Annotated in this window: 17 protein-coding genes; 7 read left to right on the forward strand and 10 right to left on the reverse strand. The window is 59.6% G+C overall.

Annotation, left to right across the window (positions count from 1 at the left end; genetic code table 11):
* The 3 genes from ACF8MC_RS20695 (at nt 1) to ACF8MC_RS20705 (ending at nt 3,581) form a co-directional block, all read left to right on the forward strand.
* A complete protein-coding gene (locus ACF8MC_RS20695) occupies nt 1-1,929 on the forward strand; it encodes a methyl-accepting chemotaxis protein (RefSeq protein ID WP_161726074.1) in 1,929 nt (642 codons plus the stop codon).
* A 99-nt stretch (nt 1,930-2,028) separates the two neighbouring features.
* Nucleotides 2,029-2,700: a 6-hydroxyaminopurine reductase gene (yiiM, locus tag ACF8MC_RS20700; RefSeq protein ID WP_033649535.1), complete on the forward strand. Its 672-nt coding sequence runs from the start codon at nt 2,029-2,031 to the stop codon at nt 2,698-2,700.
* Between the two features lie 101 nt (nt 2,701-2,801).
* Nucleotides 2,802-3,581 carry a class I SAM-dependent methyltransferase gene (locus tag ACF8MC_RS20705; RefSeq protein ID WP_041037296.1) on the forward strand — a complete coding sequence of 260 codons (780 nt, stop codon included), beginning with the start codon at nt 2,802-2,804 and terminating at the stop codon, nt 3,579-3,581.
* A gap of 11 nt (nt 3,582-3,592) precedes the next feature.
* On the opposite strand, the gene ACF8MC_RS20710 is transcribed toward ACF8MC_RS20705, so the two are convergent.
* On the reverse strand, nt 3,593-3,955 hold the full coding sequence (locus ACF8MC_RS20710) for a YibL family ribosome-associated protein (protein ID WP_004933989.1): 363 nt from the start codon (nt 3,953-3,955) through the stop codon (nt 3,593-3,595).
* Between the two features lie 73 nt (nt 3,956-4,028).
* Nucleotides 4,029-5,495, reverse strand: coding sequence for a PLP-dependent aminotransferase family protein (locus tag ACF8MC_RS20715; protein ID WP_041037299.1), 1,467 nt, complete (start codon nt 5,493-5,495; stop codon nt 4,029-4,031).
* Between the two features lie 142 nt (nt 5,496-5,637).
* On the opposite strand from ACF8MC_RS20715, the gene ACF8MC_RS20720 reads away from it, so the two are divergent.
* Nucleotides 5,638-6,246: a LysE family translocator gene (locus ACF8MC_RS20720; RefSeq protein ID WP_033649537.1), complete on the forward strand. Its 609-nt coding sequence runs from the start codon at nt 5,638-5,640 to the stop codon at nt 6,244-6,246.
* Here the strand turns inward: ACF8MC_RS20720 and ACF8MC_RS20725 are convergent.
* From ACF8MC_RS20725 to glyQ, 6 genes are all read right to left on the reverse strand, one after another.
* Nucleotides 6,243-6,797 carry an MltR family transcriptional regulator gene (locus ACF8MC_RS20725; RefSeq protein ID WP_033638634.1) on the reverse strand — a complete coding sequence of 185 codons (555 nt, stop codon included), beginning with the start codon at nt 6,795-6,797 and terminating at the stop codon, nt 6,243-6,245. The two genes, ACF8MC_RS20720 and ACF8MC_RS20725, sit on opposite strands and share 4 nt — an antisense overlap.
* A 91-nt stretch (nt 6,798-6,888) precedes the next feature.
* Nucleotides 6,889-8,034, reverse strand: coding sequence for a mannitol-1-phosphate 5-dehydrogenase (mtlD, locus tag ACF8MC_RS20730; RefSeq protein ID WP_033653964.1), 1,146 nt, complete (start codon nt 8,032-8,034; stop codon nt 6,889-6,891).
* 58 nt (nt 8,035-8,092) lie between these two features.
* Nucleotides 8,093-10,012 carry a PTS mannitol transporter subunit IICBA gene (locus ACF8MC_RS20735; RefSeq protein ID WP_041037303.1) on the reverse strand — a complete coding sequence of 640 codons (1,920 nt, stop codon included), beginning with the start codon at nt 10,010-10,012 and terminating at the stop codon, nt 8,093-8,095.
* 542 nt (nt 10,013-10,554) lie between these two features.
* Nucleotides 10,555-11,274 (reverse strand): DUF3053 domain-containing protein, encoded by a 720-nt coding sequence (locus ACF8MC_RS20740; RefSeq protein WP_033636551.1) that lies wholly within the window; start codon nt 11,272-11,274, stop codon nt 10,555-10,557.
* A gap of 345 nt (nt 11,275-11,619) precedes the next feature.
* On the reverse strand, nt 11,620-13,689 hold the full coding sequence (gene glyS, locus ACF8MC_RS20745) for a glycine--tRNA ligase subunit beta (RefSeq protein ID WP_164105504.1): 2,070 nt from the start codon (nt 13,687-13,689) through the stop codon (nt 11,620-11,622).
* Nucleotides 13,690-13,698: 9 nt separating this feature from the next.
* The gene (gene glyQ / locus ACF8MC_RS20750) at nt 13,699-14,616 is read right to left on the reverse strand and encodes a glycine--tRNA ligase subunit alpha (protein ID WP_004933966.1); all 918 of its coding nucleotides are present in this window, start codon (nt 14,614-14,616) and stop codon (nt 13,699-13,701) included.
* Nucleotides 14,617-15,114: 498 nt separating this feature from the next.
* Here glyQ and ACF8MC_RS20755 point away from each other — a divergent pair, with 498 nt between their 5' ends.
* Nucleotides 15,115-15,789, forward strand: coding sequence for an acyl-homoserine-lactone synthase (locus tag ACF8MC_RS20755; RefSeq protein ID WP_079656089.1), 675 nt, complete (start codon nt 15,115-15,117; stop codon nt 15,787-15,789).
* Here ACF8MC_RS20755 and ACF8MC_RS20760 read toward each other — a convergent pair.
* Both ACF8MC_RS20760 and ACF8MC_RS20765 read right to left on the reverse strand, forming a co-directional pair.
* Complete coding sequence (locus tag ACF8MC_RS20760; RefSeq protein ID WP_049211658.1) at nt 15,736-16,482, reverse strand: LuxR family transcriptional regulator; 747 nt, start codon at nt 16,480-16,482, stop codon at nt 15,736-15,738. The two genes, ACF8MC_RS20755 and ACF8MC_RS20760, sit on opposite strands and share 54 nt — an antisense overlap.
* A 592-nt stretch (nt 16,483-17,074) precedes the next feature.
* The gene (locus ACF8MC_RS20765; protein ID WP_164105506.1) at nt 17,075-19,063 is read right to left on the reverse strand and encodes an autotransporter outer membrane beta-barrel domain-containing protein; all 1,989 of its coding nucleotides are present in this window, start codon (nt 19,061-19,063) and stop codon (nt 17,075-17,077) included.
* A 196-nt stretch (nt 19,064-19,259) separates the two neighbouring features.
* Between ACF8MC_RS20765 and ACF8MC_RS20770 the strand changes: the two genes are divergently transcribed.
* Together ACF8MC_RS20770 and ACF8MC_RS20775 are read left to right on the forward strand one after the other, a co-directional pair.
* On the forward strand, nt 19,260-19,826 hold the full coding sequence (locus ACF8MC_RS20770) for a DNA-3-methyladenine glycosylase I (protein WP_033636547.1): 567 nt from the start codon (nt 19,260-19,262) through the stop codon (nt 19,824-19,826).
* Nucleotides 19,823-20,275 (forward strand): N-acetyltransferase, encoded by a 453-nt coding sequence (locus tag ACF8MC_RS20775; RefSeq protein WP_041037311.1) that lies wholly within the window; start codon nt 19,823-19,825, stop codon nt 20,273-20,275. The genes ACF8MC_RS20770 and ACF8MC_RS20775 overlap by 4 nt, the downstream gene beginning before the upstream one ends.
* Nucleotides 20,276-20,330: the final 55 nt, after the last annotated feature.

A 20,330-nucleotide genomic window follows, 5' to 3' on the forward strand; every position in this document is an offset into this window, starting at 1 on the left:
ATGGCGGCATTGCAAGCATTGGCAGGAAAATTCACTCATCTCACCGTAGGTAAAAAGCTCGGTCTCGGCTTCGCACTGTTGCTGCTGTTGGCGGTCATCATCGCCGGCACCGGGGCGCAATATCTGCATATCATCGAATCACGCGCCGATCGCATCGACTTCAGCAACCGGCTGAACGAAGAGATCAACCAGGCCAAATACAACCGCGCCATGTACGGCCAAACCTACCGGCCGGAGTATATTCAGAACAACCGCGCCAATATTGAAAACGCCGTCAAACTGATAGACCACGGGCAGGCGCTGGACTGGGACGCCCAAAGCCGCAAGGATCTGCAGCGTCTGGTGACGCTGATCGGGGAATATCAGCAGCAGCAAAAAGAGTTTGAACAGGCGGTCACGGCGAAAGACGCGGTGCGCCAGAGCTGGAACATGTCGGAAGTGCAGGCCAGCCTGAGCCAGGTGGAGCGCCAGCTGACCAACGGCGATCTGCAGTTGGCCTTCATCCAGCTGAACCAGAAGCTGACCCAGGTGCGCTACGGCGCGCGCGGCCTGCTGCTGAGCCTGAACAAGGAAACCGAAGCCCCGCTGATGGCGGCCATCGACGATGCGCGCGACGCGGCCAGTGCCTTGAGCCGCCGGGTCAGCGACGCGCAGCGCCCGCAGCTGCAACCGCTGCTGGCCGCGCTGGACGATTACAAAAACCGCATCGCGGCCTACCTGCCTGCCTATGAGCACGAGCAGCAGATCAGCCGGCGGCTCGGCGAACGCGCGCAGGCGATCGGCATGCTGGTGAACGCCTTTATGCAGGACGAGCTGACGCAGACCCACAATGATATCAATCTGGCGCAACTGCAGATGGGCATCACCACGCTGATCGCCATCATCGCCGGGGTGCTTATTGCCTGGCGCATCACCCTGCAGATCACCCGTCCGCTGCACAGCACGCTGGCCATGGCGGAACGCATCGCCAGCGGCGACCTGCGCCAGGCGCAGACCAGCACCCGCCGCGACGAGCTGGGGCAGTTGCTGAACGCGGTGGCGGCGATGAGCCAAAACCTGCGCACCATGATTGAGAAGATCCAGATGGGGGTCAGCCAGGTCTCCACCGCCTCGGCGGAAATCGCCGCCGGCAACACCGACCTCTCCTCACGCACCGAACAGCAGGCGGCGGCGGTCGAGGAAACCGCCGCCAGCATGGAACAGCTTACCGCCACGGTAAAACAGAACGCCGACAACGCCCATCACGCCAATCAGCTGGCCACCGACGCCTCGCAGACCGCGCAGCAGGGCGGCAAGCTGGTGGAAAACGTGGTCAGCACCATGCGCGATATTTCCAGCAGTTCGCAGCGTATCGCCGAAATTACCACCCTGATCAACGGCATTGCCTTCCAAACCAATATCCTGGCGCTCAACGCCGCGGTGGAAGCGGCGCGCGCCGGCGAACAGGGCCGCGGCTTCTCGGTGGTCGCCAGCGAAGTGCGCAGCCTGGCGAGCCGCAGCGCCCAGGCGGCCAAGGAGATCGAAGGGCTGATCGCCGAATCGGTCAGCCGGGTGAAAACCGGCACCGAACTGGTGGAAAGCACCGGCAACACCATGGAACAGATCGTCCGCTCGGTCACCCACGTGCGCGACATCATGGCTGAAATCGCCGCCGCTTCCGATGAGCAGACGCGCGGCATCGCCCAGATTGGCCAGGCGATCGTCGAGATGGACCACACCACCCAGCAGAACGCCGCGCTGGTGGAAGAGTCCGCCGCCGCCGCCGATTCGCTGGAAGAACAGGCCGACATGCTGCTGCAGAGCGTCTCGGTGTTCCGTTTGGCGGAGCAGACCGAACCCGCCGCCGTGAAAGCCGCCGCGCCGAAAGCGCCGGCGGTAAAACCCGCGGCCGCCAACGCCGCAGCGGAAGAGAACTGGACCACCTTCTGACGCCCCGCCGCCCGCCCGAGGATTTTCGGGCGGGTTGTTATGTCCCCCCGGCGCAACTCAGGCTATGCTGAGCCTTCGACGCGAGACACGGAGGCGCACATGCATCACCCAGACGTTTACATCGGCAGCATCCAACCCTATGAAGGCGGGCGCCCCAGCGCCATCGCCAAACGCCAGGTGGATGGCGCCATCCGGCTCACGCCGCTCGGCCTGGAAGGCGACGAGCAGGCGGAAAAAAGCTATCACGGCGGGCCGGACCGCGCGCTGTGCCACTACCCGCGCGAGCATTACGCCCACTGGCGCGCGCAGTTTCCGGCGCAGGCCGAGCAATTTTGCGCCCCGGCCTTCGGCGAGAATATCTCCACCGAAGGGCTGACCGAACACAATGTGTTTATGGGCGACATTTTCCGCTGGGGCGAGGCGCTGATCCAGGTCACCCAGCCGCGCTCGCCGTGCTTCAAGCTCAATTATCACTTCGCCATCGAGGACATTTCGGTGCTGATGCAGCAAAGCGGCCGCTGCGGCTGGCTGTATCGGGTGGTGTCGCCGGGCGCGGTCAGCGGCGATCGTCCGCTGGCGCTGGCGGCGCGCAACAGCGACGTGTCGGTCGCCGAAGCCATCGCCATCGCCTGGCATATGCCGTTCGACGCGGAACAGTATCGCCGCCTGTTGGCGGTAGCCGGCCTCTCCGCCAGCTGGAGCAAGACCATGCTCACGCGGCTTGCCGAAGGGCACCTTGAGGACTTCAACCGCCGCCTGCTCGGCCGTTGAAAGCGCGGGCGGAAAAGATGAAAAACGTGCGCCGAATGCCGCGTTAACCCTGTTCTTCCGCCTATACTGTAGCCGCGTGTTTTTCAGCCAGGAGCCAGGTAATGACCACCCCGACCCATTCGATTCATCACGCCGCCGCCGAGGGCTATCAGGCCAATGCCGATCGCTATATGAAAGGCCGGCCGGATTATCCGCCGGAAATCGCCGCCTGGCTGCGCGAGACTATCGGCCTGCACGCCGGCATGACGGTTATCGATCTCGGCGCCGGCACCGGCAAGTTCACCCCGCGCCTGCTGGAAACCGGCGCTCAGGCGATCGCCGTCGAACCGGTGCCGCAAATGCTGGAAAAACTGTCGGCGGCGCTGCCGCAGGTGAAAACGCTGGCGGGCACCGCCGAGGCGATCCCGTTGCCGGACGAGTCGGTCGACGCGGTAGTGTGCGCCCAATCCTTCCACTGGTTCGCCACGCCGCAGGCGCTGGCGGAGATCCGGCGCATTCTCAAACCCGGCGGCAAACTCGGTCTGGTGTGGAACATGCGCGATGCGCGCGTCGGCTGGGTGCGTAAACTGAATCAGATCGTCGATCGCCACGAAGGCGATGCGCCGCGTTTCTATACCGGCGAATGGCGCAAGTTCTTCCCGTTCAAAGGCTTTGAACCGCTGCAGGAGCAGGTCTTTATGTTGAGCCACCGCGGCGCGGTGGAGGACGTGATCTACAACCGGGTGCGTTCAACCAGCTTTATCGCCGCGCTGCCGCAGCCGCAACAGGAGCAGGTTATCGATCAATTGCGCCAGCTGGTGGCGGAAGAAGAGGAGCTACGGGGCCAGGACACGGTCACCGTGCCCTATCAGACCAAGGCGTATTTCACCACCAAGGTCTGACGCCCGGGGGTTCAGAACGCTTTCTTGGCGTAACCGGTGACCGCTTTCAGGCCCATCTCGCGGCCCAGCGCGGTCATCGGATGCACCACGATCAGCCCGCGCGCGCTTTTCTTCAGCGCGCCCATGTCGGCCTGCTCTTTCTTGGTGATTTCGCGGCTGAACGGCAGCTTGCTCAGCTTCTGCGCTTCGGCGCTCAGCTTCTCGCCGCGCACGTTTTTCAGGCGCTCGATCTCCGTCGCCAGCTTCTCTTTCTCTTTGGTGTGCTGCGCAATCAACTCAGGGTTGCCCTGTTGGATCACGGTGGCATCTTTGTGGTTCAAGGCGTCCAGCAGGTCGCTCAGGCGCTTGATCTCTGCCTTTTCTTTCTCTTTCATGGTCTCTGGCCCGTTGTGCCCAAAATGGCACGCTAATCAATGATACCGGCATTGTAGCAAAAGGCGCGCGCCGTTACCCGTCCTGCGCAATGCCGGGCGGCAGGCCGCTCATCTCGCAGGCCCTGGCGCCGAGCCGAGCCAACGCCTGGGTGTAGCGCGCGTTGAACGGGTAGCAACAGGAGAGCCGCAGCGCGTTGCGGTAGCGCCCGCTGGGGGAATACAGGGTGCCCGGCGTCAAACAGATCTGCTCTTCCAGCAGTTGGTGGAACAGCGCTACGCTGTCCACGTTGGGGGGGAACTCAACCCAAAACACGAAGCCGCCCGCCGGCTGCGTGGCCCGCGTGCCGCGCGGGAAATGCCGGGCGATCAGCGCCCGCGCCTCGTCTACCTGCGCCGCATAGCGCTTGCGCAGGTTGCGCAAATGGTGATCGTAGCCGCCGCTCTCCAGGAAGGTCGCCAGCGTTTCCGACAGCAGCTGCGACTCGGACATCGACGACACCGCCTTCAGCTTGCGCAACGCCTCGTGAAAGCGGCCGCCGCAGATCCAGCCGACGCGAAAATCCGGCGCCAGCGTTTTGGTGAAGCTGGAGCAAAACAGCACCCAGCCGTCGCGATCGAACGCCTTCACCGCCGGCGACAGCGCGCCGCCGAACTGGATCTCGGCATACAGCCCGTCTTCAATCAACGGCACCTGATGATCGTTCATCAGCCGCGCCAGCCGCTTTTTCGCCGCCAGCGGCATGGTGCAGCCCAGCGGGTTTTGCACCGTCGGCATGGCAATCACCGCGTTCAGCCGTTTCTCGTTCAATAGCAGCTCCAGCGCGTCCAGCGACAGCCCCAGCTGCGGATCGGTGGGGATTTCCAGCGCTTTCAGCCCCAGGCTGGCCAGCAGCGGCAGCAGGTAGAAGTAGGTCGGTGACTCCAGCCCGACGCAGTCGCCCGGTTTGGTGGTGACGCGCAGCGCCAGCTGCAACGCCTCCATGCAGCCGTGGGTCAGCACCACGTCGCCAGGCTCCAGCAGCATGCCCAGCGTCATCGAACGGCGGGCGATCTGCTGACGCAGCCGCAGGCTGCCGGGCGGCAACGAATACTGTCCGATCAGATCCGGTTGACGGCGCAGCTGAGAGGACAGCATGCGCCCCAGCTTGCCGCCGGGATAAAAATCGCTGGTCTGCGGGCAGGCCAGCGCAATGTTGGTGAAGGCCGGATTCTGCTGGGCGGCGAACACGGTATCGATCAGCGCCAGCACGTCGTCCGCCGGCGGCTCGATGCGGCCGCTGGGCGCCGAGGCCATCTTCAGCGCCGGCAGCGTGCTGCGGACATAAAACCCCGATTGCGGCCGCGCTTCGATCAGCCCGCGATCCTCCAGCGTGCGGTAAGCCGACACCACGGTATTAATGCTGACGCGATGGGTTTGCGCACAGCGCCGCACCGAAGGCAAGCGGTCGCCGGGCAGCAGCGTGCCGCGGCGAATGGCCTCGGCCAGCGTATCCGCCAGCTGCAGGTAACGGGTATCCGGGGTTTCATCGAGCAGGGTCACAGTTTCTCTCCAGGCAATGGGTACAGTTTACATTTTGCACAACTGTAACCATAACAATATCCAATTTGTGGTTCTGTCACCACCCCATCGCAGCGATTATGCTGATCCTCTCGTTATTACCGTCATTTTCAAGGAACCTGCCATGCTGGACTCCGCCTTTGTCAGCTACGTCACCGTCATGTCGATTACCCCCGGCCCCAACAACCTGCTGCTGGCCTCGTCGGGCGTCAACTTCGGCCTGCGCCGCACCCTGCCGATGCTGTTCGGCATCGGCGCCGGCTGTGCGGTGCAGTTGGCTATCATTATCCCGCTGCTGGCGCTGGCGCTGAGCTGGGCCGGCGTCATCCGCTTCCCGCTGGCGGTGATCGGCTGCGCCTACCTGCTGTGGCTGTCATGGAAACTGTTCAAGGCAGCCTCGCCGGACGCCAAAGAGCAGGTGAGGCCAATGAGTTTCCTCAACGGCGCGCTGTTTCAGGCGGTCAACCCCAAGGCCTGGCTGATGGTGATCAACGTGGCGATCCTGTTCACCCCGCGCGAAGGCGCCACCTTCTTCCATACGCTGAGCGTCATCGCAGGTTTCGTCGTGCTGAATTTACCCTGTGTGCTGCTGTGGGCGGTGCTGGGCGACCGGTTGCGCAACGCGCTCCAGGTCGCCTGGAAGCTGCGCGCGTTTAACGGCGTCATGTCCGGCCTGATGGCCGCCACCGCGCTGTGGTTGCTGTTCGACGAGTGGCGCGCGGCCTTTGCTTAGCCGCGGCCGAGAGGAGAGAGTCGGGAAGGTTGTTTGGCGCCGATGCCGGCGATCAGATCGGTAATGGACAGCACCATGGTGGAGCGCACCATCTGCTGATAGCGCTGACGCTGCATGGCGATCAGCGCTTCATCCGCTTCGCCCGGCTGCAGGAAGGTCGGCGCCGGCGGCAGCGCGGCCACGCAGTGCAGCTCGCCGAACGGCCCGAGGATTTCGTCGTCGACGAAGCGGTATTCCGCACCGTCGTGATTCAGCTCTTCGCGCATCGCCATCAGCAGCTCGGCGTCTTCATATTCGTGGCGGGAGATCACCCCCAGCCCATACATCAGCTTCAGGCGCACCGACAGCTCCCCCAGCGGGCCGCTGCCGGACAATAGCGGTTCGACGGCATATTTCACCGCATAGTCGTCCTTGCGGAATACCTGCACCACCAGCACATTGAGCGCTTCCGCCAGCAGCTCTACCGCCGCGATCAGGAAACTGCGCACCGTTTTGCCCGCGTTCAGCTTTTCCAGAACCTGATTTTCAAATGCCTGTGCTTCTTCCATCATCGCTTTTCGAAAGGCGTGGGGAGGGCCGTCGATGTCGAACTCGGATTGCAGGAGCGCAGCAAGCTGCGCTCGGGTGTTCATCATCACGATTCTACTTGTGCATGGCGTTATACACAGCAACGGCCTCTTCTACAACCTCGCTTTCCGCCGGCAGGCCGGAAATTTGCGCCAGCGCGGCTTTCGGCCCGAGCGTGTTCAGCAATTCCGCCAACTCCTGCGCCTGCGGATCCTGTTCGCTGCGGTAGCTCATGGCGGCGGCGATGCCCTGGATCAGGTTGGCGTGCGGCAGGCCGTATTCCAGCGTGCCCAGCAGCGGTTTGATCAGGCGATCGCCTGCGCTCAGTTTGCGCAGCGGCTGGCGCCCCACGCGCTCGACGTCGTCGTGCAGATACGGGTTTTCGAAGCGGCCGAGGATTTTGTTGATGTAGGCGGCGTGCTTGTCGGCGTCGAAGCCGTAGCGCTTGATCAGCACCGCACCGCTCTCTTCCATCGCTCCTTTCACCACGCGGCGGATCGCCGGGTCGAGAATGGCGTCGCGAATGGTTTGCAGCCCGGCCCGTTGGCCAAGGTAGGCGGTGATGGCGTGACCGGTATTGAGGGTGAACAGCTTGCGCTCGACGAACGCCATCAGGTTGTCGGTCAGCTCCATGCCGGCGATCGCCGGAGGCTGGCCTTTGAACTGGGTCTGATCGACGATCCATTCGCTGAAGGTTTCCACCGTCACTTCCAGCGGATCGCTGCTGTCCGCCGGCGGCACGATGCGGTCGACCGCCGAATCGACGAAGCCGACGTGCTGCTCAACCCATGCCTGCTCGTCCTGCGGCAGCGCGGCGAGCACATGCTGCTTCAGCTGGCTGGTGCCGCGCACCATATTCTCGCAGGCGATGATGTTCAGCGGCTGCTCATTGCCCTGCTGATGACGCAGCACCAGCCCTTTGGCGATCGTGCCGGCGATTTTGCCGAGAATTTGCGGGCCAACGGCAGTGGTCACCAGATCCGCCTCGGCGATCAGCGCCACCGCCGCCTCGCTGCCGCTGTTGACGGCGCTGACGTTGTTGACGCTCTCCACGCGTTCTTGCTCGCCCACCACGTGCACCTGATAACTTTTACGGCTGTTCAACAGATCCAGCACCGTTTGATTGACGTCGGCGAAGGTCAGCTCAACCCCGGCGTCCGCCAGCAGCTTGCCGATAAAACCGCGGCCGATGTTCCCTGCGCCAAAATGTAATGCTTTCATAACTCTACCTTCTTAATGTCGAAGGGTGCAGCAAGCTGCACCCTTTAAAATGATTCCGTTATCCGGCTTTTTTGCCGCCGAGCAGGTCCAGCACTTCCTGCACGCTGGTGGTATTCGCCAGCCGCTCGATCACGCTCTCGTCATCCAGCGCGTTGGTCAGGCTGGTGATCACCTGGATATGCTCGTTGTTGCGCGCGGCGATGCCGATCACCAGACGGGCCACTTCATCCTCTTCCTCGCCGAAGCGCACGCCCTGCGGGTACTGGCAGAACACCACGCCGGTGCGCAGCACCCGGTCTTTGGCCTCGATGGTGCCGTGCGGCACAGCGATCGACTCGCCCAGGTAGGTGGAGGTGAGTTTCTCGCGCTCCAGCATCGCCGGCACGTACTCCGCCTCGACGTAGCCGCCTTTCACCAGCTGCTCGCCGGCGAAGCGGATCGCCTGCTCTTTGTCGCTGGCCTGCAGGTTGAGGAACACGTTGCTCTCGCTCAGCTTGAACAGGTTCGATTCACCGGCTTCGAAGCTGTCGTCCAGCGCGCCCAGTACCTTTTGTTGGTTGTCGCTGGTTTTGTTGGCCGCCAGCAAACGGTCGACCAAATCGCTGTACAGCTTGCTGTCGAGGAAGTTGGTCAGCGAGATGTGCTGTGCCTGCGGCGCGTGGCGCATCGCACGCTCGGTCAGATCGCGGTGGGTAATCACCAGATCCACATCGTCCGGCAGGCTGTTGATGGCGCTGTTGGTCACCGAGATGTTCTTCAGCCCGGCGTCGGCCACTTTCTTGCGCAGCACCCCGGCGCCCATGGCGCTGGAACCCATGCCCGCATCGCAGGCGACGATGATTTTGCGCACGGTGCTCAGATCGCCGTCGACCGATGCCGGCGTCGCCGCGCCGCCTTTGGACTGCGATTTCATCTCTTGCATGCGACGGGTCGCGGCTTCCAGATCGTCATCCTCTTTCACCTTGGAGGTTTTCAGCAGGAAAGCGGACACCACGAAGGAGACGGCAAAGGCTGCGCACACCGCCGCAATGTTGGCGAAGTAGGCGCCTTTCGGGGTCATCGCCAGCACTGCCAGGATCGAACCCGGAGAAGCCGGAGAAACCAGGCCGCCGTTCAGCATCGTCAGGGTGAAGACGCCGGTCATGCCCCCCAGGATCACCGCCAGCAGCAGGCGTGGGTTCATCAGCACGTAAGGGAAGTAGATTTCGTGGATGCCACCCAGGAAGTGAATGATTGCCGCACCGCCGGCGGATTGCTTGGCGCTGCCGCGACCGAAGAACATGTAGGCCATCAGTACGCCCATGCCCGGGCCTGGGTTGGCTTCGATCAGGAAGAATACCGACTTGCCGACTTCCGTGGCCTGCTGGATACCCAGCGGCGAGAAGATGCCGTGGTTGATGGCGTTGTTCAGGAACAGGATTTTCGCCGGTTCAACGAAGATGGACGCCAGTGGCAGCAGGTTGTTCTTCACCATCACGTGCACGCCCGCCGCCAGCAGCTTGGAGAGCACCTCCACCAGCGGCCCGATGCCCAGGAAAGCCAGGATCGCCAGCAGCATGCCGATGATGCCGGCGGAGAAGTTGTTCACCAGCATTTCAAAACCGCTTTTGATCTTGCCGTCCACCCAGCGGTCAAAGTGCTTGATAGCCCAGCCGCCCAGCGGACCGGCGATCATCGAGCCGAGGAACATCGGCATGTCGGCGCCGACGATGACGCCCATGGTGGTGATAGCGCCGACCACACCGCCGCGCTCGCCGCCCACCAGCCGCCCGCCGGTATAACCGATCAGCAATGGCAGCAGGTAGGTGATCATCGGGCCGACCAGCTTGGCTAAGGTTTCATTCGGCAGCCAGCCGGTTGGAATGAATAGCGCGGTGATAATCCCCCAGGCGATAAAGGCGCCGATGTTGGGCATCACCATGTTGCTCAGGAAGCGGCCAAAGTTTTGTACTTTAACCTTGATGTCTGGTGAAAACATAAAACACACCCCTATTGTTACGCGCTGACAATAGAGCGCGTGATTATTGTTGTGACGATCCAGCCGTGTTGCCGCTGTATGCGAAACGGACTCTATCACGCTGTTTTTGTCACGCGAACTTCACGGATTTTTTGTGACACAAATCACATACAACACCCCAACAAACCACCCTTTATAGTGATAAAGATCACACTTATGGCGTGTAAAAAAAGCACAGTGAGAAAAAAGTCGCCTGAAAACCCACAATAAAGTGATGTTGATCACATTTTTAAGCTGATGGTTTGTTTTTAAATTGTGATAAACATCACAATTTATTTTCAACTGCGGCGCCGATCGCGACGCTCTGTTTGATCATCCCTGTGAGCATTCATCCCGCCGGGAACTAGCGAAGTGATGAATGAAAGAAAACTACATTGCCGAATGAATGGATTAATTGAAGTGTAGTACAGAAGCCTGCGCAATAAACCAGCAAGCTATTGGAAACGCTGAGGGGAAATAAAACGGGCCGGCAATGCCGGCCCGTATGTCGTGCATGCGGTGCGTTATTGCGTCACGCTTTGAACGGCTTTCTGCGCATTCAGCAGGTTCTGCTGCTTGGCCACCAGATTCGACATCATGGTGTTGTACTGCGCCACCTGCTGCGCGGTGCGGAACTGCACGCCGTTGTTGTTGAAACTGACCTGGTTGCCCTGGCTCTGCAGGAAATCGCCAACCTGCACCAGATCCTGCACGAAGCCGGCGGTGGTCGGGATCGCCGGCATCAAGGCGTTGGCCGGTGCGGTAACGATCTTGTCATAGGCCTGGTTGTACACCGCCTTCAGATCGTCGGGCTGCTTCAGCGCCGCGCGGGCGGTATCCGCCTGCGATTTAGCGGACTGGATCTGTTGGCCCAGCAGGTTCAACGCGCCGACCGATTGCTGCAGCGCGTCGCGTTTGTTCAGGTAGTCCTGCGCGGTGCGGATCTGGTTAATCTGATCCAGCGCCGGCGTCAGGCTGGCGCCGACCGACTTGGACAGCTGCTGCGAAAAGCCGACCAAAATCGCGTAATCGCCGGCATAGTTGCCGAACTTCTGCTTCTGGTCTTCGCTCAGCGTGGGGATGTTCGCCCCGCTGCGCATCACGGTATTCTGTAAGTAATCGATAAATGCTTTGCGCTGTTCCGGCTCTTTATCGCCGCAGGCGGTCAATTGCATGACCACCAACAATGCCAATACCGGTGCCAACCAACGCGCGAAACCTCTGCTCTGGATCCCTACCGCCATGTGACATAACTCCTGTTATAAACCTGCTTTTTCATTGGACTCCGCCCCTTTTTCCGCACTCCGTGCGCCTATAAGAATAGATCAACTGGCGGCATTCCGATACGCGATTCCGCTTGCGATGAGCATTGCCCCGGCCGGATGCGGTTGAAAATCGTGCGCAAAACGCACTGAGGTTCATTGCCGTCGGCGACCGGACGCTTCAATTTCCCCAAGTCGCCCCCCAAGTCGCCCCCCAAGTCGCCCCCCAAGTCGCCCCCCAAGTCGCCAGGCGACCTTGCCTTCGCCCCCAGGAAACGGAAATAAAAAAAGGCGCCCGCAGGCGCCTTTTCACAGCAGAGAGGCCACTTACTGCAGCACGGAGATATCCGCCACCTGCAGGAACAGTTCGCGCAGCTTGCTCAACAGCGTCAGACGGTTCACGCGCACTTCCGCATCGTCCGCCATTACCATCACGTTGTCGAAGAACGCATCCACCGGCTCGCGCAGCGCAGCCAGCTCCACCAGCGCTTCCTGGTAGTTGCCCGCCGCGAAGTACGGCTGCAGCTTGTCGCGCAGCACCACCAGGTGAGTCGCCAGCTGGATCTCCGCTGCATCCTTCAGCACCGAGGCGCGCACGCTGTCGTTCAGCGTTTCGGTAGACTTGGCCAGAATGTTGGAGACGCGTTTGTTGGCCGCAGCCAGCGCCGCCGCCGCTTCCAGCGTACGGAAGTGGGAGACCGCCTTGACGCGCGCGTCGAAGTCGGCCGGCTTGGTCGGACGGCGCGCCAGCACCGCCTGAATGGTATCGACAGCGTGGCCTTCCTCCTGATACCAGGCGCGGAAGCGGCCCAGCATGAATTCCACCACCTCGTCGACCACCTTGGCGTTGGTCAGCTTGCTGCCGTACAGGCGCACGGCCTCTTCGGTCAGGGTCTGCAGATCCAGCGGCAGGTTTTTCTCGACGATGATGCGCAATACGCCCAGCGCGGCGCGGCGCAGCGCGAACGGGTCTTTATCGCCTTTCGGATGCTGCCCGATGCCGAAGATGCCGGCCAGGGTGTCCATCTTGTCGGCGATCGCCAGGGAACAGGCCACCAGCGACTGCGGCAGCGCATCGCCGGCGTAGCGCGGCTGATACTGCTCGTTCAGCGCAACGGCGACGTCTTCCGCCTCACCGTCGTGGCGCGCGTAGTGCATGCCCATCACGCCCTGGGTGTCGGTGAATTCGAACACCATGTTGGTCATCAGGTCGCACTTCGACAGCAGGCCCGCGCGGGTGGCGTGGTTGACGTCGGCGCCGATCTGGCCGGCAACCCAGCCCGCCAGCGCCTGAATGCGGCCGGTCTTGTCGCGCAGGGTGCCCAGCTGCTGTTGGAACAGCACGGTTTCCAGGCGCGGCAGGTTGTCTTCCAGGCGTTTCTTGCGGTCGGTATTGAAGAAGAACTCGGCGTCGGCCAGACGCGGACGCACCACTTTCTCGTTACCGGAGATGATCTGCTGCGGGTCTTTCGACTCGATGTTGGCCACGAAGATAAAGTTCGGCAGCAGTTTGCCCGCGGCGTCGTACACCGGGAAATACTTCTGGTCGCCCTTCATGGTGTACACCAGCGCTTCCGCCGGCACCGCCAGGAATTTCTCTTCGAATTTGGCGGTCAGCACCACCGGCCATTCCACCAGCGAGGCCACTTCTTCCAGCAGGCTGTCGCTCAGATCGGCCTTGCCGCCAATCTTCTGCGCCGCCAGCTCGGCGTCGCGCTTGATGAAGGCTTTACGCGCTTCATAATCGGCGACCACTTTGCCGCGCTCCAGCAGGATCTGCGGGTATTGGTCGGCGTTGTCGAGGGTGAACTCGGCTTCGCCCATGAAGCGGTGGCCGCGCACGGTGCGCGCAGAGTCGATGCCCAGCACGGTGCCCGGGATCAGATCGGCGCCCAGCAGCATCGTGACGGTGTGCACCGGACGCACGAACTGCACGTCGGAGTCGCCCCAACGCATCAGTTTCGGAATCGGCAGTTTAGCCAGCGCGGTGCTGACCATGCCGGCCAGCAGCGCCTGCGCCGACTGGCCTTTGACGTGGGCGCGGTACATCAACCACTCGCCCTTGTCGGTCACCAGGCGTTCAGCCTGATCGACGGTGATGCCGCAGCCGCGCGCCCAGCCTTCGGCCGCTTTGCTCGGTTTGCCTTCGGCGTCGAACGCCTGGGCGATCGCCGGGCCGCGTTTTTCAATTTCGCGATCGGCCTGCGCCGCGCTCAGGTTGGCCACTTTCAGCGCCAGGCGGCGCGGTGCGGCGAACCAGCTCACGTCACCGTGTTCCAGGCCGGCGTTGTCCAGCTCGGCGGTGAAGTTGGCGGCGAAAGATTCCGCCAGGGAACGAAGAGCCTTCGGCGGCAGCTCTTCCGTGCCGATTTCCACCAGGAAAGTCTGTTGAGTCATGGCTGCCTCTTAGTTCTCGTTCTTCTTGTTGCACATCGGGAAGCCCAGCGCTTCGCGGGAAGCGTAGTAGGCTTCGGCAACGGCTTTGGTCAGCGTGCGGATGCGCAGAATGTAGCGTTGACGCTCGGTCACCGAAATCGCCTTGCGCGCGTCCAGCAGGTTGAAGGTATGGCCCGCCTTCAGGATGCGTTCGTAGGCCGGCAGCGGCAGCGGTTTTTCCAGCGCCAGTAGCGATTGGGCTTCTTTCTCGTACTGCTCGAAGCAGGAGAACAGGAAGTCGACATCGGCGTATTCGAAGTTGTAGGTGGACTGCTCCACTTCGTTCTGGTGGAACACGTCGCCGTAGGTGGTGACGCCCAGCGGGCCGTTGCTCCACACCAGATCATATACGCTGTCCACGCCCTGGATGTACATCGCCAGGCGCTCCAGGCCGTAGGTGATCTCGCCGGTCACCGGCTTGCACTCCAAGCCGCCGACCTGCTGGAAGTAGGTGAACTGCGTCACTTCCATGCCGTTCAGCCACACTTCCCAACCCAGGCCCCAGGCGCCGAGCGTCGGGTTTTCCCAGTTGTCTTCCACGAAGCGAATGTCGTGGATGGTCGGATCCAGACCCAGCTCTTTCAGCGAGCCCAGGTAGAGTTCCTGAATGTTGTCCGGCGATGGCTTAATCACCACCTGGAACTGATAGTAGTGCTGCAGACGGTTCGGGTTTTCACCGTAGCGGCCGTCGGTCGGGCGGCGGGATGGCTGCACATAGGCGGCGGCCATCGGCTCCGGCCCCAGTGCGCGCAGGCACGTCATCGGGTGTGAGGTTCCCGCGCCGACTTCCATGTCCAATGGTTGAACGATGGTGCAGCCCTGGCGCGCCCAATAATCCTGCAGTGTCAGGATCAGGCCCTGGAAGGTCTTGGTATCAAACTTTTGCATGTTGAATTCGCACGCGATACAAGTGGATTTAGATGGAATGCGCCAGTATACCCTTTGACCGTAAGATATACAGCCAGAATCCGGCAACAAGTGCGAATCGGGACGAGAAGCGCTGGATTTTCACCCTTCAGCCACGGAAACCGCCGGCGACATCAGCGCGGTAAATCCCCGGTACTGCCTCCACCGTCCTCAGGGGCGAGGCAACAGCACCGCTATCGCAGACTCGACTGGTTTGCTTGAGAGAAATATCGCGTCATACCCTACATGCTCTACTACCGTCAGCTTGACACCTCTTCGTCAAACTACAGGCGTGTTGAAAAACATTCAAATAAGTGAATAGAATGAAAAAAAACATAACTCAGTGTTATATACTACTTTATTCTCGCCGATGCCGCACCGCCTGAAATTTACTTGCCATAATGACTCTGGTAGTATAATAAAAACAAATGACAGCCGCAGCTAAAAAACCATTTAAGTCGCTTAGGAAAAAGATTGAAAATGATAGAGCTCTTTGACGTAGACTATAATTTGCTGCCAGATAACAGATCGAAAGAACTATTCTCTTTAAGAAAAAAAACGTTTAAAGACCGTTTAGACTGGCTCGTTAATTGTGAAAACAACATGGAATTTGACGAATACGACAATCGTCACGCCACCTATATTTTCGGCACCTACCAGAATCACGTCATTTGCAGCTTGCGATTTATCGAAACGAAACACCCAAACATGATCAGCGATGGTGTGTTCAACAATTACTTTAACGATATAAAACTCCCCGATGGAAATTACGTTGAAGCCAGCAGATTATTTATAGATAAGGCTCGCATTCAAGCACTTCAACTCCATCAAGCGCCGATTAGCGCCATGCTTTTTCTATCGATGATAAATTATGCAAGAAGCTGCGGCTACGAAGGCATTTACGCCATTATCAGTCACCCGATGCGCATCATTTTCCAACGTTCCGGCTGGCATATCTCGGTGGTAAAAACCGGATGTTCCGAGAAAAATAAAAATATTTACCTGATCTACATGCCGATAGACGATGCCAACCGGAACAGATTGCTAGCGCGCATCAACCAACACGCCACAAAATGGGATAACCCGTTGGATGCATGGCCATTATCCTTCCGCATCTGCGAGAAGCGGCCGGATGAGTTGCAGCTCCACACCTAACCTGATGGCATGTTTGGCATTGGTGACGCCAAGCTTTTTGACAGCGTTGCCAATGTGATATTTTACCGTAGTGAGTTTTATTCCCAAGATAAGTGCAATTTCTTGGTAGGACTTACCTAAGCTCGCCCAGTAAATAATCTCATTTTCACGCTTGGAGAAAAACTCCCGCTGATTCATCTTTTCAAAGTCAGCAGGCGTGCTCATTTCCTGGTAGAGCGCCGTCATTTTTCCGTGCATGGTAATCAGCAGCATTTGAATTTCGGCCTTATTATTGTCAATCTGCTGTTCAACATCTGTATCACAATGCTTATCCAGCATAATGGATAACACCACCAGATTATGATGATGATCGTGCAACACAAAAGTATATCCATTAATAATATTGTAGTTCTTAGCCATATCGAAAATCTTTGGCAACTTTAACCCTGAGCCAATTTCCAAATCTTTATCCCAGGTAAACGGGGTAATTCTATGCGATGCGGTAATCAAAACGGGATCAATAAACTGATAGTTATTCTTGATATAAAACTCAAACCACTCCGTTCTATTGGAAACGATTGAGAAATTAGCCGGATTTCTTTTATTCATTATAGCATAGGCATATTTTATATTATTGTATTTACTCAGACCACGTTCCAACTCTTCTTTGATAGAGGCATTAATGGTTTCATTATTGAAAAAAAAGTTAGACACTCACCCATCCTCTTCAAGAAATAACAATACTATAAAACGCAGAAGAGTATAACCCGGTTGCGCTGCCAAGTAAATTAATCTGGCAGACATAGAGGATGCGTTAATAATGGCCATGCGCTTTAAAGCGTAAATTTAAATAATTTCGGAGGGGAAATTAATTTAATCGTGAAATAAGCGCTTCACTGAAGAAGGGCCGATAGAAGGCATAGCACGGCGGATAAACACAAATAAAACAAAACCATAACAACTCAGCATCATGACGTGAATCTGACAAAAATTGTTCTGTCGAGCTGAAGATGGGAGGTATGAGGCAGGCAGGCAAAAACGCCCCACATCCAATGATGAAGGGAGAAAGCCATTGACAGTGAAGATTTGGATATACAATAATAACCAAAATTTTCCCTGGTGTTGGCCAAGTGGCTACCTGATCCTTTATAGGATCAGTTTTTTTTTGTAGTGCTGTATTTTATCGTTATGCAACAACGATAAGAGCTTTTAGCGACAAATGATAGTTGTACTAAAGTACAGTCTCACTCACATGCACCGCCTTGCCACCCCGCCTTCCATTAGCCTCATTCTCTGTCCGATTCGTTCAAAAGCGCGCGCTGACGCCTACGTTATACATAAACTGCTCGCCGCTGCTCAGCCCGCCGGTTTGCGAGACGGTGGCGAAGGCCGATACCCTGTCCGTCAACGGCATGTTGGCCCCCAACGTGACATCCACCCAGTTTTTGTCCTGGCCCGCACTGTCGCGGGTGAACGAGGTTTGCGTCGATTTCAGGCCGCCGCCGGCGCGGTAGACGTCGTCGCCGAACTGGTGCTGATAACTCACTTCCGCATAAGGGTTAAACACGCCGAATTGCGTATCCAGCCGCCAGCCCAACGCGCCGATCTGCGAGTGGTAGGTTTGATCGTTGAAGCGCATGGCGGTGCTGTCATCGCCATCTTCGCTGTAGCCGGAAACGCGGCTGTAATCCCAGGCGAACTGCGCCACCGGCCCGGTGGTCAGGTAAGAAGCGATCGGGAAGTCATAGCCGGCGGTCACGCGCGCGCCCCACTGCCTGCCGGTGGTCGAACCGGTTTCGGTGCGCGTCAGCGGCCCCAGCCGCAGGCTGCGACGGATGTCGTCATAATCCATCGTCGCATAGTGCAAATCGGCGTTGACCCAGCCCTGCTCGAATATCGCCAGTGAACTGAAAGCCGACAGCAGCAGCCCGCGCGCCTTGTAATCAAAGCGGCTGGAAGGATGTTGATCGTCGTTGGAACCGGCGATCAACGCGCCGATCAGCCAGCCGTCGGTCAGCTGATAGTCCACCCCGACGGTCAGGTTGTGGGTGGTGGCGTTGCCGTCCCCCGCCGCCCGGTTATCGGCATAGTCATAGTGCTGGCCGGCGTAACCGCCGAACACGCCCAGCGAACCCTGCGGGTTTTCGCCGTGGCGCAGCTGCTGGAAGCGGCTGTCGAGCGTGGCGCGGCTGTCGCGCGCCATCGCCGCGGTCGCCTGATTCAGCGCCACTACCTGCGCCGGGCCATCCAACACCGCCTGGATATAATCAGCAATCAGCAGGTGCGCCTGCGGGCTCGGGTGGAAATGGTCGGAGAACAGATAGGACTGGCCGGCGTCGAAGCCGGGCATATCGGAGCTGCAGACCGCCGAGGAAACGCCCGGCGGGCAAGCCATGCCGGCGGTGTTGGCGAAGCCGAACTGCGCCGGATTGGCGATCGCTTCGGCGAACAGCTTGTTGACGTCCACCCGCACGATATTGCCGCCGCCCTGCGCCAGCAAAAGGTCTTCACTTTGATTATAGAAATCGGTCAGCTGGGCGGCCTGCTCGCTCAGGCTGTCATACGCCGCAATAAGCTGCGTGGCGATCGCCTGCTGCACCTGAGGAATGGCGCTGCCCTGCTTCGCCGCGGCGGCCAACGCCGCATGAATCGCCTGCGTGCGTGAAGCGTTGTCCGGCGTCGCCACCGAATTAAGCGTGGCATAGGCCGCCTGGATCGCCGCTCCCTGCACCGGCGACAGCGCCTGTTGAATGATCAATTCCATCAGCTGCGGCGTGGAGCCGATGTTCGGCACCGTCGGCACGATCACCGTGCCGGCACCGGCGTTCAGCAGCGAATGCACCTGCGCGGCTGCCGCGGCGGCGCTGTTATAGGCCACGCCGGGCGCGGTAGCGGCATTTAATGCCGCCGCCGCCAGATCGTTGCCGCCGATCCAATGAACGTACAAACCGTCGCCGTCGGCCTGGCCGTTGACCCGGTTCAGATAGCGCTGCACCTGATCCTGGGTGTTGTCGGCCGGGTTCAGGCCCGGCACCGCCACGGCGCCGCCGGCGGCGTAGTTCTCACCGCCGTTGTCCGAAGCCACCAGCGCCGCCCCGATGCGTTGCGCCAACGCTTCGTCGTACAGCAGGTGCTGGTTACCGTCATAGGTGAACCGGCCGTTGTTGCCGGTATCGCTCAGGCTATCGCCAAAGACGTAGAGTTGATCGTACGCCTGAGCCGGAAGGGTCACACTGCAAAGCAACGCCACTGCAAGCGCCGCCGGGCGGGGCATGCACGTTATTTTTAGAGGCATGAATCGACTCCTGAGAGCCTGCAAATGAAGGCAATGTCGTTTTTATCGTTGGCCGGTTTTCCACCGGCCATGTAGTAACTATTGTCGGCTTTTTCGTCACGTCAAGCGGGCTGATGACAAAACAATCAGAGGCTTGCCAAGTTCGGCGCTTCGAGCGATGATTACTGTTCATAAATACAGCATAAGGACAGTCAGGATGGCAGACGAACGTTGCGGTTGGGTGACGGCCGATCCGTTGTATCTCGAGTATCACGACCAGGAATGGGGTGCGCCCACCACCGACGCGCGCGAGCTGTTTGAAATGCTGTGCCTCGAGGGGCAACAGGCCGGCCTTTCCTGGATCACCGTGCTGAAAAAGCGCGAGAACTACCGCCGCGCTTTCCACGGTTTCGATCCGCAGCGGGTCGCCGCCATGACCGAACAGGACGTGGAAAACCTGCTGCAGGACAGCGGCATCATCCGCCACCGCGGCAAGATAGAAGCCATCATCACCAACGCCAAAGCCTATCTGGCGATGGAGGCGGCCGGCGAGAATTTCGTTACCTTCATTTGGGACTTCGTCGGCGGCAGGCCGCAGCTCAACCGCTGGCAGGCGCTGAACCAGGTGCCGGCCAAAACCGAGCAGTCCGACGCCATGTCCAAGGCGCTGAAAAAACGCGGCTTCAAGTTTATCGGCTCCACCGTTTGTTACGCCTTCATGCAGGCCAGCGGGCTGGTGAACGATCATCTCACGGGATGCATGTGCTACCCAAAGCCACGGTGATCCGCCCCTGTGGCCCGGAGGATATCGACCGGCTGATGGCGCTGTGGCTGCCCAGCACCATCGCCGCTCATCCGTTCGTGGCGGAAAAATACTGGCGTGAGAGCGCCGCGCTGGTGCGTGAAAACTACCTGCCGCGCGCGCAAAGCTGGGCCTGCTGGCATGACGACGAGATCGTCGGCTTTATCAGCGTGCTGGACGAACAGTTCATCGGCGCGCTGTTTGTCGAGCGGGCGTTTCACGGCCGCGGCGTCGCCCAGGCGCTGATGACGCACGTGCAGCAGCGCTACCGCCGGCTCAGCCTGGAGGTGTACCAGCAGAACCTGCGCGCCTGCGCGTTCTACCACAGGCACGGTTTTCAGGTGACGCAGCGCCTGTTCAATGATGAAACCCAGGCCTATACGCTGATCATGAACTGGCCGGCAGTCGAAAATTCAACCTGTTATGCTTAAAAAAGGCGCATCCGCACTCCGGATGCGCACAATTAAGAATCCGCTGCATAGCGCC

Origin of the sequence: Serratia sp. LACPHL-BACT-2024-00286 (assembly GCF_043109535.1) — a bacterium.
Taxonomy (GTDB): Bacteria; Pseudomonadota; Gammaproteobacteria; order Enterobacterales; family Enterobacteriaceae; genus Serratia; species Serratia sarumanii.